Origin of the sequence: Burkholderia sp. AU45274, from assembly GCF_030482505.1 — a bacterium.
GTDB lineage: Bacteria > Pseudomonadota > Gammaproteobacteria > Burkholderiales > Burkholderiaceae > Burkholderia.
Map to the genome: position 1 here is coordinate 20,169 of NZ_JAUJQE010000019.1, position 12,041 is coordinate 32,209.

Genomic DNA, 12,041 nt, shown 5'->3' on the forward strand with positions numbered 1-12,041 from the left:
AAGCGGCCGAAGGTTCGATCGATCAGCCGAGCGCGGCTGATACGAGCCAGCGCTTTACCAGCGGCTGCGCGCCGACGAAGGCCATGCCCGCGTTGCGCACGGCCTTCGCGAGCGAGCCCGGCACCGCGAACAGCCGCTGCAGCCCGTCGGTCGCGACCATCAGCGCGCGGATGTCTTCGCGACGCGAACGCTCGTAGCGACGCAGCAGCACCGTATCGCCGAGGTTGCGGAAGCTTTCCTTGCCTGCGATCGCGTCGGCAAGCGCCGCGACGTCGCGCAGGCCGAGGTTCATCCCCTGCCCCGCGAGCGGGTGGATCAGGTGCGCGGCATCGCCGACGAGCGCGACGCGCGGTGCGATCAGCTTGTCGACCGTCTGCAGCGCCAGCGGGAAGCCGGCAGCCGGCGTCACGCAGTCGAGCGTGCCGACCTGGCCGTGCGACACGCGCTCGACTTCGGCCGCGAGCTGCGCCGGATCGAGTGCGAGCAATTCGTCCGCATGCGCGGTGTGCGCGGACCAGACGAGCGACACATGGCCGTCCGGCAGCGGCAGCAGCGCGACGATCTCGCCTTCGTGGAACCACTGGTAGGCGGTCTCGCGGTGCGGCAGCGACGCCTTGAAGTTCGCGACGACGCCGGTTTGCCGGTAGTCGCGCCGCTCGACCTTGGCCCCCATTTGCGAGCGTACCCACGAATGCGCGCCGTCCGCGCCGACGACGAGGTCCGCTTCCAGCACCTGTCCCGACGACAGCGTGAGCACGGCCGCGTCGTCGCGCACGTCGAAGCCCTGTGCGCGCGCATCGAACCACGTGAGGTTCGGCTGGAACCGCAGCGCGGCGTCGAGCGACGCCTCGACCAGCGACGATTCGGCGATCCACGCGAGCTGCGGCACGGACGCCTGGTACGCGGAGAAATGCAGTTCCGCGTGCGCGTCGCCATACACGCGCATGTCGTAGACCGGCGCAAGCCGGCTGTGATCGAGCGCCTGCCAGACGCGCAGCCGCTCGAGCAGCGCCTGCGAACTGGAGGACAGCGCGTAGACGCGCGTGTCGAAGGCGAGATCGGCGGGGCGCGGCGTGGCCGGCTGGGCGAGCAAGGCTGTCTTGTAGCCGGACTGGGTCAGCGCGAGCGCGGCCGTCTTGCCGACGAGCCCGCCGCCGACCACGGCGACGTCGAAGGTGTGGTGGGCAGTCATGGCGGGCATTATAGCCGCGGGGCCAAACCCTTACGCGGCCGGACTTTGCCGGAAATCAGCAGAATCGCAGGCCGATGCGGCAGCGCGGCGGCCCGCCGCATCGGCCGTTCGGCGCCCGCCCGGATTCCGGGGCGTCGGCACGGTACAATAGCGACTTTGACCGTCGGCCCGCCGCGCCCCAAGCGCCGGCCGCCCTTATTTTCCCGCGCCGCCGTGCCCTGTCCGGCCGCGCCGCCTTACCCGTCCGAAGGATTCCATGAGTCTCAAATGCGGCATCGTCGGCTTGCCCAACGTCGGCAAGTCCACCCTGTTCAATGCGCTGACCAAGGCCGGCATCGCCGCCGAGAACTACCCGTTCTGCACGATCGAGCCGAACGTCGGCATCGTCGAAGTGCCCGATACGCGCCTGAAGGCGCTCGCTGAAATCATCAGCCCCGAGCGCATCGTGCCGGCCGTCGTCGAATTCGTCGACATCGCGGGCCTCGTCGCGGGCGCGAGCAAGGGTGAAGGCCTCGGCAACCAGTTCCTCGCGAACATTCGCGAAACCGACGCGATCACGCACGTCGTGCGCTGCTTCGAGGACGAGAACGTCATTCACGTCGCCGGCAAGGTCAGCCCGATCGACGACATCGAAGTGATCAACACCGAACTCGCGCTCGCCGACCTCGGCACCGTCGAGAAGGCGCTCACGCGCTATTCGAAGGCCGCGAAGTCGGGCAACGACAAGGAAGCGGCGAAGCTCGTCGCGGTGCTCGAAAAAGTGCGCGCGCAGCTCGACCAGGGCAAGGCCGTGCGCGGCCTCGAACTGTCGGACGACGAAGAGGCGCTGATCAAGCCGTTCTGCCTGATCACCGCGAAGCCGGCGATGTACGTGGCCAACGTGAAGGACGACGGTTTCGAGAACAACCCGCACCTCGACGCGGTCCGCAAGTACGCGGAAAGCGAGAATGCGCCGGTCGTGGCCGTGTGCGCGGCGATCGAGGCGGAAATCGCCGATCTCGACGATGCGGACAAGGAAGCGTTCCTCGCCGACATGGGCATGGAAGAGCCGGGCCTCGACCGCGTGATCCGCGCGGGGTTCAAGCTGCTCGGCCTGCAGACCTACTTCACCGCGGGCGTGAAGGAAGTGCGCGCGTGGACGATCCATATCGGCGACACGGCCCCTCAAGCGGCCGGCGTGATCCACACCGACTTCGAGCGCGGCTTCATCCGCGCGCAGACGATCGCATTCGACGACTTCGTCACGTACAAGGGCGAGCAAGGCGCGAAGGAAGCCGGCAAGATGCGCGCGGAAGGGAAGGAATATGTCGTGCACGACGGCGACGTGATGAACTTCCTGTTCAACGTCTGAGCGTTGCGTTATCGCTTCAGTGAAAAGCCCGCTTTGTGCGGGCTTTTTTCTTTTCGGCGCACCGGTTACGTCACGACCGGCGTTGGCCGTCCGATTTCGATCCGGCTATGCATGGCGGCATGGTGACCACCCAGTGCCGCCCCATTGCATTGCGCAATTCGACGTACGCGCCATACGGTTGCGCGGATGGTATTTCGACCAGACAAACTGACTGAAATAGCTTTCAGCAACCTCCGTCCATGTCCGAAGTCCGTCGTCTTCCTGCAGTACATGCCTCGCGTTAACCAGCAACCAGGAAATCACGGCCTGGCTGTCACGGCACTTCGCACATTCTCCTGATGTACAACAGCGCGCAAGCGAGACAAAGTCGGCACGATATGCATTGAACCTGGGCAGCGAGGGCCACCCCGATGCGAACCGATCCACGTTTTGCGGATGATCCTCGCTAACGCTCGGACAACTCGCACCATTGAATGCTCCCCGAGCTGTCTCGCCCCTCATCAGGGCCGCCAGATAATAGGGATGGCTTGCGACGGTTTCAGGGTATTTCACCTTTAAGTCGAGCAACACGTCCAGCAATCTCTCCTCGCCTCGCCTGCGTAACGGTCCGTCAACGTCGTAGGGGCTGTAGTAATTGAACAGCAAGCGATTCCCGTTATCTCGAATTTTACGCACCGTTTCCTCGATGTACGCGATACCGTCAATCGTCACTGCGTAGACAAAACCCGCACGTTCGTCGTCGCGATAGTTTGCCAGTGCCTTGTCAAACAAGCCGGTGAAGCGTTTTCCGTTCGGACCGATCGCACGCAATTCATCGTCGAGTGGCCCGCCGCCAAATACGGAGATCGCGATGGTGATGTCCTCGAATCCTTCATACGGGATTTTTCGAAGTCCATTCGTCGACACTGACACTTTCGGCATGTATTTCCGGAACATCCGTATCCGATCGAGGTGCAATGCAGGCTCGCCGCCAATCAATAGCGGCGCGTTGATCCCGCGCGCAGCTTCCTCCCTCACACGCTGCTCAAGGCGAATCGCATCGCTCAACTCTTGCGATGCCGTATCGAATTCGTTCTCGAAAAACCAGCAGCCCTTGCAACGTAGGTTGCATTGATTCGTGAGATGGTAAAGCGACGCGCGCGTCTCCTTCGCCTCATTTCTGACGGCCTTGAAGCGCAATTTCATTTCAATTGAATCATCCATCGTGGTCTCCTGATGCGAGGATGCAAACGACGCGCTCCGTCAGCGCAGCAACCCTCTGGTGAGTTCCGGCCACAGCGACGAATGCTCGCGGCGGAACATGCCGACGTGGCCAATTGCTCGGCCGTCGGGATTTTCTGGATGGATGAAGTGAACGTCGGACTTGGCTCTCGGCAACAGGCGCAGCCAGTCTGCAATATTGGCCGGCGTGGCAAGCGGGTCGTCGGTTGCGGCCACAACGGTGACGGGAGCGATAAATTCGTCGTAGTAGTGGCGTGCCACCCCTACTCCGAATTCGTTCGCCACATATCCCGGCCGACGGCACCATCGGGCCCACTGAAGTCCGACGCACGGCGGCAGATCATCACCCCAACCGAGTACCCTGGCCGGAACGTAACCGAGCAATCGAACGGAAATCGGCACGTACATATGCGCAAGCAGCAAGGCCGCGAAACGCTTTGGCCAGCGAATGTTGCCGACATACCCGGAAGACGCCGAGATGGCGCATAGCGAACGAATGGATGCGTGATTCGGCATCAGGCCGACCAGTTGTGCGCCTGCGCTATGCCCGATCAAATGTGCGCCGCGCACACCGGTTTCGCCAAGAAGCCAGTCGAGCGCCGCAGGCATGTCGAACTGCCCCCAGTCCTGTTTCCGCGCTCGGGACTGGCGGACGTGCTCCGTATCAAGCGACGCGCCGATTCCCCGATAGTCGAATACAAACGTCGAGTGGCCCTCTTTGCGTAGCCAGTCTGCAAACGGGAAATAAAAGGATTGCCGGATTCCTGTCGCAGGGCAGATGAGCACGGGGGAACGATCACCCTCGGCCGCCGGGAAATAGGTTCCCTTGAGCTGGAATCCGTCGCGGGCGGAGAAAGCTATGCCGACGCGAGCAGTCGAACGCTCAGTCATTGTTTCGACCTCGATACAGTCGACGAACGACAAGGCGTATCGATCGCGCAATTGGATATCAGGCTCTGCCCGATAATGCCGACCATCAACAAAGGAGGCCAAATTGATTTGCCCATCGATTCACCTCGGTAATCGAAGCAATCAATGTACGAGCATGTCTGTGTTGATGAAATCAGACGAGTTCGATTATTACGCGCGAGTTTCGTCTTGCTTCTTGCCCCCTCACACAAGATCGCGGTCCACATTTTCCGCCGCATTGGATAATGCCAAAAGCAAATGGCCCGACCGGCAAACGCCGATCGGGCCATTTTTCGTGACGCGGGCTTTCCGCCCGCCACACTTCACGCCATCACGTCGCCGACACGCGCCGCCCTTCGCTCGCCTGCGCGTCGCGACCACGCTTGTTCAGCCACGACGCCAACAACACGATCAACGCGAGTACAGCCGTCGCCCCCACTTCCATCCGGTGATCCTCGCTCACGAGCATCACGGTCAGCGTGCCGCAGATGAACAGGATCACCGCCCACGTGAGCCACGGGAACAACCACATCCGCAGCGTCAGGTCCGCGCCGGTCGATTCGAGCGTCTTGCGCATCCGCAGCTGCGAGATCGCGATCACGAGATACACGAGCAGCGCGATCGCGCCCGACGTCGCCAGCAGGAAGCCGAACACCTGCTCCGGCATCAGGTAGTTCGCGATCACGGTCACGAAACCGAACGCGGTCGACGCGAGCACGGCCGCGCGCGGCGTGCCGGTCGAATCGGTGCGGTGGAGGAACGAGGGCGCATCCTTGCGCTTGGACAGCGAGAACAGCATTCGCGACGCGGTGTACAGCGCCGAGTTCAGGCAGCTCGCGACCGACACCAGCACGATCACGTCGATGATCGCCTTCGCGTTCGGGACGCCGATCAGCTCCATCGCGCGCTGATACGAGCCGTGCTTCGGCAGCAGCGGGTCGTTCCACGGCACGATGGCCGCGACGACGAGAATCGAGCCGAGATAGAACAGCGTGATACGCCAGATCACCGAATTCGTCGCACGCACGATCTGGCGTTGCGGGTTGTCCGATTCGGCGGCCGCGATCGTCACGATCTCGGTGCCGAGGAACGAGAACATCGTCGTCAGCATCGCCGCGAGCACGGCGCCAGCGCCGTGCGGCATGAAGCCGTCATGCACGAACAGGTTCGACACGCCCGATACGGCCGGCGCCGGGATGATGCCGACGATCGCCGCACCGCCGATGCACAGGAACACGACGATCGCGACAACCTTGATCAGCGCGAACCAGAATTCGAATTCGCCGTAGTTCTTGACCGAGAAGAGGTTGGTCACCGTCAGCACCAGCGTGATGCCGAGCGCGAAGACCCAGGTTGCAACGCCAGGAAACCATGCATTGAGGATGGTCGCGGCGGCAGTCGCCTCGATCGGGATCACGAGCACCCAGAACCACCAGTACAGCCAGCCGATCGAGAAACCGGCCCAGTGGCCGATCGCGCGATCGGCATAGGTGGAGAACGAACCGCTGTCCGGATGGGCGACTGCCATCTCGCCGAGCATGCGCATCACGAGCACGACCAGCACCCCTGCGATCGCATACGCAAGGATCGACGCCGGGCCGGCTTCCGCGATGGCGTGGCCGGAGCCGACGAACAGGCCCGCGCCGATCACGCCGGCAATCGACATCATCGTCACGTGCCGCTGCTTCAGGCCCGTACCAAGGCCTGTGTTGCTTCCACTCATCTGTCTCTCTCCAAAAAAACGGTTCCGGTATGGCCGGGTATCGCGTGAAGGCAGCAACGGGGGATTGTCGTTCTTGAGCCGGGCCGGATGCGGCGCCTGCATGGGTGCAGGCGCGCAGCCGGATCGGGGGCCGTTCCGGAACGGGTCGCGACGCAGTCTGCGAAGCTGCGGGTGCGATGCGGCACACGGGGCGCCGGCGCATCGCGTGCGCCCTTTCCGTCGGCTTTCGTCAGCTGCCTTCGAAGCGAAGGAGTGTAAGCACCAAACGGTTCTTCACTAAGAACCAATTGAAGAATTTCGATGGAACCACTTGTTGCATCGACATCGATCGATGCAACGCTTGTACCGTTCGCGGCGACTCGGTAGCGCGCCGAAAGCGCCCGGCGACATCGAGTCAGTCAGCCGCAACCGGCGGCGCGTCAGCGCGTGCCGTTCGCCATCTCGTCACGCCATTTGGCGGGGACGACGGCCTGCCATTCTCGCAGAAGCAGGTTTTTCACGGCGTCCGGATGGGCCGCCGACAGTCGCACCAGCACGATCGGCCAGCCGACGTAGTGATCCGTCACGTAATACACGTCGGGTTCCGATTCGATCAGCCACGCGCGCTCGTCGGGGCCGACGCCTTTTACGACGAGCGTGTCGCCGTCCTCGCGCAGCCGCGCGAGCATCTTGCCCTTCACCTTGAGTGCGGGCGTGCCGTATGACGTGCCTTCCTCGACGCCGCGCCAAGCCAGTGCGATCTGCCGAACTTCGTCGAATGTCACGGGGCCTCCCGGCTGGATGCCTTCGGTTCACGATCCGGCCACCGTACCGGAATTCGCGAAGCCGTGCCGTGGGAAGTGCGCTTATCCGCGCGCCGCATGTGCGGCCGTCGACGCGCCCCCCGTCGTCGCGACGATCGCGAACGCGATCGCATTCGCGGCGGCACTGGCCAGGATCGGCACGAGATAGCCGCCTCCCGCGTCGTAGATGAAGCCGGCCGCGGTCGGCCCGATCAGCGTGCCGAATGCGACGCTGGTATAGAGCACGCCGATGATCCCGCTCACGTTGCGGCCGCCGAAATAGTCCATCACCACCGCCGGCAGCACCGCGACCCAGCCGCCGTAGAACACGCCGAACCCCAGTGCGAACGCGGCAAGCGTGGCGACGGTGCCGGCGCCGGCCCATGCGACGAGCGCGACGGCCATGCCCGCGAACATCGCGAGCAGCGAGGTGCGGCGGCCGAAGCGGTCGGCGAGACCGCCGAGGAAGAAGCGGCCGGCCGTGCTGCCGACGCCGATCGCGCCGAGCAGCAGCACGGCCGTCGATGACGAGACGCGATGATCGAGCGCGTACGGCACGAGATGAACGAACGGGACGAACACGCCGAACGAGCAGATGAGGCATGCCGCGTAGAGGCTCGCGAACGAGCGCGACGTGACGGCTTCGCGCACCGTCGCGCCGGCAGCCGGCTTCCGACTAGCGGCCGCACCGGACACCGAAGGCCCCGCATCGCGCGCGGTGGCCTTCGCGCCGCCGCCCTCGACGGGCTCATGCGCCGCCTCTCCGTCCGGCAGCAGCCCCCGCCCGCGCGGATCGTTTTCGATCAGCAACGCCATCCCCGCGCCGATCACGACCGCGATCACGGCCAGCGTGAAATACGCGCCGCGCCAGCCGACGTGCGCGATCAGCGCGGACGCGAGCGGCGGCATCACCAGCGTGCCGACGCCGATCCCGGCGACCGCGAGCCCCGACGCGAAGCCGCGCCGGCGCACGAACCATCGCTGCACGGCGCCGACAGCCGGCACGTACGCGCAGCCGACGCCGAGACCGACACCGAGCCCGTACGCGACGTAGACCTGCACCAGCGTATGCGCGGCGCCGGCAGCCGCGAGCCCGATGCCCGTCAGCAACATCCCGGCGACGGCGAGCCGCCGCGAGCCGAAGCGGTCGGCCAGCGGCCCGCTGACGATGCCGAAACCGAAATACAGGAAGCCGGCGAGCGAAAACACGAGCGAGATCTGCCCGCGCGACGCGGCAAAATCCCGCTGCAGCGACTCGACGAAGGCGCTGAACGTGTATGCGCTGCCGAAACCGACGAACGTGACGGCAAACGCGGCCGCCACCACGTACCAGCCGTAGAAAACGCGCGATGCGCCCGGGCGGTTCATGACGATGCTCCTCTCAGGTTCCCCGGCCGCCGGTCGGCGTCCGGATTGCCTCTTGGATATAGTTGAACTATGTTGATCGCATCGGCTGCCGACAGGCAGTCGCGCAGCATGCGATCCGATGCGTCAACGGTACTCGCGCATATGCATCGTCTCAAACGATATTTCGTCGGACTTTCGATTTAGAAAAACTGAATGAACCGTTCCCGCTTGCCGCCTCTCAACCCGCTGCGCGCATTCGAAGCGGCCGCCCGCCACCTGTCGGTGAAGGCGGCCGCCGAGGAGCTGTCGGTCACGCCCGGCGCGGTAAGCCAGATGATCCGCACGCTCGAGACGCATCTCGGCGTACAGCTGTTCGAGCGCGTCAACCGCGGCATCCTGCTCACGGCCGCCGGCCGCGACTACCTGCCGCCGGTGCGCAACGCGTTCCGGCAGATCGCCGATGCGTCGCAGCGCGTGTCGGGTGCGGCCGACAGCGGCGTGCTAACGGTGAGCGTCACGCCGTTCTTCGCATCCGCGTGGCTCGTCCCGCGCCTCGCGCAGTTCCGGGAGGCTTGCCCGGACGTCGACCTGCAGGTCGTCACGAGCCATGCACTGGCGGACTTCTCGCGCGACGGCGTCGACGTCGCGATCCGTCATGGCCTCGGGCGCTACATCGGGCTGTGCAGCGAGCGCCTGCTGACGGTGGAGATCGTCGCGCTCGCATCGCCCGAACTCGTCGCGCGGCTCGGCATGCCGGCGACGCCGGCCGAGCTCGTCGGCTGGCCGCAGTTGCACGACGCCGAGCGCAAGGGCTGGCACATCTGGTTCGGCGCGCAGCGGATCGACGATTTTGGCCCGCCGCGCGGCCCCGCGTTCGACGACTCGGGCCTGTTGCTGCAGGCGATCGTCGCCGGCCAGGGCGCCGGGCTGCTGCCGGCCGCGATGGTGCGCGGCGAGCTGGCAAGCGGCCGGCTCGTGCAGCTCGCCGACGTCGCGTGGCTCGACGATTTCGCGTACTACCTCGTCTATCCGCCGCATCACGCGGAACGGCCAAAGGTTGCCGCCTTTCGCCGATGGATCCTCGACGCCGCACTGGCCGACGGTGCGGCATCGATGTCCGGCGCGGCGTAGCGCCCTGCGTCACGGCGCGCTTCCTCTGCCGATCGGCTAACATGCGGCCCGGCACCGATAACAATAGACCGAGAGAGACCATGCCCGCCCTGCTCCGCCGCGCGACACGCGTCGCGACGCTGTCCGCCGCATTTTTCGTCGCGTGCGCCGCGCTGCCCCTTCCGGCACACGCGTATCGCGCACCGACCGGCTACAGCAACGAAGCCGATCTCGACCGCCACGACACGTATCGCAACCGCGACGGCGAAACCGTGCACGCCCCCGCGCATTCGAAGTCGGGCCGCGTGCCCGACGGTGCGAGCGCGCGCTGCCGCGACGGCACGTACAGCTTCAGCCGTCACCGCCGCGGCACGTGCTCGGGGCACGGCGGCGTCGCCGCGTGGCTGTAGCCTCGGCCGAATGGCCAATCCGGACCGCTGCAGCACTCCGCCGCTGTCAGCGACACTCGGCGGCGAAGTACAATAGCCGCTCGCGCCGCCCACACGCGGCGACGCCGCCGCGCCTCGCGCGGCACGCTCCGTACCGAATCACCCGACGCCGCCACGCCCACGCGCTGCGCGGCAGTCTCAACCACTTCTGACTTTCACACCGAAATGGCCCAATACGTTTTCACGATGAACCGGGTCGGCAAGATCGTGCCGCCCAAGCGCCAGATCCTGAAGGACATCTCGCTGTCGTTCTTTCCCGGCGCGAAGATCGGCGTGCTCGGCCTGAACGGCTCGGGCAAGTCGACGCTGATCCGCATCATGGCGGGCGTCGACAAGGACATCGAAGGCGAAGCCACGCCGATGCCGAACCTGAACATCGGCTACCTGCCGCAGGAGCCGCAGCTCGACCCGACGAAGACGGTGCGCGAAGCCGTCGAGGAAGGCCTCGGCGACCTGTTCCAGGCCAACAAGAAACTCGAGGAAATCTACGCGGCGTACGCAGAGCCGGACGCCGACTTCGACGCGCTCGCAGCCGAGCAGGCGAAGTACGAAGCGATCCTCGCGTCGAGCGACGGCGGCAGCCCCGAGCAGCAGCTCGAAGTGGCCGCCGACGCACTGCGCCTGCCGTCGTGGGACGCCAAGATCGAACATCTGTCGGGCGGTGAAAAGCGCCGCGTCGCGCTGTGCAAGCTGCTGCTCGAAAAACCCGACATGCTGCTGCTCGACGAGCCGACCAACCACCTCGACGCGGAATCGGTCGACTGGCTCGAGCAGTTCCTGGTGCGCTTCCCGGGCACCGTCGTCGCGGTCACCCACGATCGCTACTTCCTCGACAACGCGGCCGAGTGGATTCTCGAACTCGACCGCGGCCACGGCATTCCGTGGAAGGGCAACTACAGCAGCTGGCTCGACCAGAAGGAAGAGCGCCTGAAGCAGGAAGAAGCGTCGGAATCGGCGCGCCAGAAGGCGATCAAGAAGGAACTGGAGTGGGTGCGCCAGAACCCGAAGGGCCGCCAGGCGAAGTCGAAGGCGCGTATCGCGCGCTTCGAGGAGCTGAGCAGCCAGGAATACCAGAAGCGCAACGAAACGCAGGAAATCTTCATTCCGGCCGGCGAACGCCTCGGCAATGAAGTGATCGAGTTCAAGAACGTCAGCAAGTCGTTCGGCGACCGTCTGCTGATCGACAATCTGAGCTTCAAGATCCCGGCCGGCGCGATCGTCGGCATCATCGGCCCGAACGGCGCCGGCAAGTCGACGCTGTTCAAGATGCTGACCGGCAAGGAACAGCCGGATTCGGGCGAAGTCGTGATGGGGCCGACCGTGAAGCTCGCGTACGTCGACCAGAGCCGCGACGCGCTCGACGGCACGAAGACGGTGTTCGAGGAAATCTCGGGCGGCGCCGACGTGCTGACGGTGGGCAAGTACGAAACGCCGTCGCGTGCGTACATCGGCCGCTTCAACTTCAAGGGCGGCGACCAGCAGAAGATCGTCGGCAACCTGTCCGGCGGTGAACGCGGCCGCCTGCACCTCGCGAAGACGCTGATCTCGGGCGGCAACGTGCTGCTGCTGGACGAACCGTCGAACGACCTCGACGTCGAAACGCTGCGCGCGCTGGAAGACGCGCTGCTCGAATTCGCGGGCTCGGTGATGGTGATCTCGCACGATCGCTGGTTCCTCGACCGGATCGCGACGCACATCCTCGCGTTCGAAGGCGATTCGCAGGTCACGTTCTTCGACGGCAACTACCAGGAGTACGAAGCCGACAAGCGTGCACGCCTCGGCGAGGAAGCCGCGAAGCCGAAGCGCCTGCGCTACAAGCCGATCAGCCGCTGACCGGCACGGCCCGGGTGCCCGGCGCCGCGGCAACGCGGGGCCGGTCGCCGAGGGGGGGCCGCTTCAGGAAGCGTGACAACAAAAAAGCGGGCCGCTGGCCCGCTTTTTTTATCCGATGGCGGGC

10 protein-coding genes are annotated in these 12,041 nt (G+C 65.3%); 4 read left to right on the forward strand and 6 right to left on the reverse strand.

From position 1 onward, the window contains the following. Positions 1–22: 22 nt before the first annotated feature. Entirely contained in the window at positions 23–1,201 is a 1,179-nt protein-coding gene (locus tag QZM35_RS35855) for a UbiH/UbiF family hydroxylase (protein ID WP_089424390.1), read from the reverse strand. A 247-nt stretch (positions 1,202–1,448) separates the two neighbouring features. On the opposite strand from QZM35_RS35855, the gene ychF reads away from it, so the two are divergent. After that, positions 1,449–2,543, forward strand: a complete 1,095-nt coding sequence (gene ychF / locus QZM35_RS35860) for a redox-regulated ATPase YchF (RefSeq protein WP_174975240.1) — start codon at positions 1,449–1,451, stop codon at positions 2,541–2,543. Between the two features lie 105 nt (positions 2,544–2,648). Here the strand turns inward: ychF and QZM35_RS35865 are convergent, their stop codons facing one another. From QZM35_RS35865 to QZM35_RS35885, 5 genes are all read right to left on the reverse strand, one after another. After that, positions 2,649–3,746 (reverse strand): radical SAM protein, encoded by a 1,098-nt coding sequence (locus QZM35_RS35865; RefSeq protein ID WP_301777672.1) that lies wholly within the window; start codon positions 3,744–3,746, stop codon positions 2,649–2,651. 39 nt (positions 3,747–3,785) lie between these two features. Further along, on the reverse strand, positions 3,786–4,688 hold the full coding sequence (locus QZM35_RS35870; RefSeq protein WP_256976508.1) for an alpha/beta fold hydrolase: 903 nt from the start codon (positions 4,686–4,688) through the stop codon (positions 3,786–3,788). Positions 4,689–5,004: 316 nt separating this feature from the next. Then, on the reverse strand, positions 5,005–6,396 hold the full coding sequence (gene gabP / locus QZM35_RS35875) for a GABA permease (protein ID WP_301777673.1): 1,392 nt from the start codon (positions 6,394–6,396) through the stop codon (positions 5,005–5,007). Positions 6,397–6,815: 419 nt separating this feature from the next. Then, the gene (locus QZM35_RS35880; protein ID WP_047851577.1) at positions 6,816–7,160 is read right to left on the reverse strand and encodes an MmcQ/YjbR family DNA-binding protein; all 345 of its coding nucleotides are present in this window, start codon (positions 7,158–7,160) and stop codon (positions 6,816–6,818) included. Positions 7,161–7,241: 81 nt separating this feature from the next. Further along, complete coding sequence (locus QZM35_RS35885; RefSeq protein WP_301777674.1) at positions 7,242–8,546, reverse strand: MFS transporter; 1,305 nt, start codon at positions 8,544–8,546, stop codon at positions 7,242–7,244. A 192-nt stretch (positions 8,547–8,738) separates the two neighbouring features. On the opposite strand from QZM35_RS35885, the gene gcvA reads away from it, so the two are divergent. The 3 genes from gcvA (at position 8,739) to ettA (ending at position 11,917) form a co-directional block, all read left to right on the forward strand. Next, entirely contained in the window at positions 8,739–9,656 is a 918-nt protein-coding gene (gcvA, locus tag QZM35_RS35890; protein WP_069247023.1) for a transcriptional regulator GcvA, read from the forward strand. An 80-nt stretch (positions 9,657–9,736) separates the two neighbouring features. Beyond that, the gene (locus QZM35_RS35895) at positions 9,737–10,045 is read left to right on the forward strand and encodes a DUF3761 domain-containing protein (RefSeq protein WP_089424385.1); all 309 of its coding nucleotides are present in this window, start codon (positions 9,737–9,739) and stop codon (positions 10,043–10,045) included. Between the two features lie 204 nt (positions 10,046–10,249). Continuing rightward, a complete protein-coding gene (gene ettA, locus QZM35_RS35900; RefSeq protein WP_089424384.1) occupies positions 10,250–11,917 on the forward strand; it encodes an energy-dependent translational throttle protein EttA in 1,668 nt (555 codons plus the stop codon). Positions 11,918–12,041: the final 124 nt, after the last annotated feature.

Bases quoted from the DNA above. Each gene is read 5' to 3' on its own strand.
- QZM35_RS35855 (WP_089424390.1), bottom strand. From the start codon at position 1,201: ATGCCCGCCATGACTGCCCACCACACCTTCGACGTCGCCGTGGTCGGC.
- ychF (WP_174975240.1), top strand. From the start codon at position 1,449: ATGAGTCTCAAATGCGGCATCGTCGGCTTGCCCAACGTCGGCAAGTCC.
- QZM35_RS35865 (WP_301777672.1), bottom strand. From the start codon at position 3,746: ATGGATGATTCAATTGAAATGAAATTGCGCTTCAAGGCCGTCAGAAAT.
- gabP (WP_301777673.1), bottom strand. From the start codon at position 6,396: ATGAGTGGAAGCAACACAGGCCTTGGTACGGGCCTGAAGCAGCGGCAC.
- QZM35_RS35885 (WP_301777674.1), bottom strand. From the start codon at position 8,546: ATGAACCGCCCGGGCGCATCGCGCGTTTTCTACGGCTGGTACGTGGTG.
- gcvA (WP_069247023.1), top strand. From the start codon at position 8,739: ATGAACCGTTCCCGCTTGCCGCCTCTCAACCCGCTGCGCGCATTCGAA.
- QZM35_RS35895 (WP_089424385.1), top strand. From the start codon at position 9,737: ATGCCCGCCCTGCTCCGCCGCGCGACACGCGTCGCGACGCTGTCCGCC.
- ettA (WP_089424384.1), top strand. From the start codon at position 10,250: ATGGCCCAATACGTTTTCACGATGAACCGGGTCGGCAAGATCGTGCCG.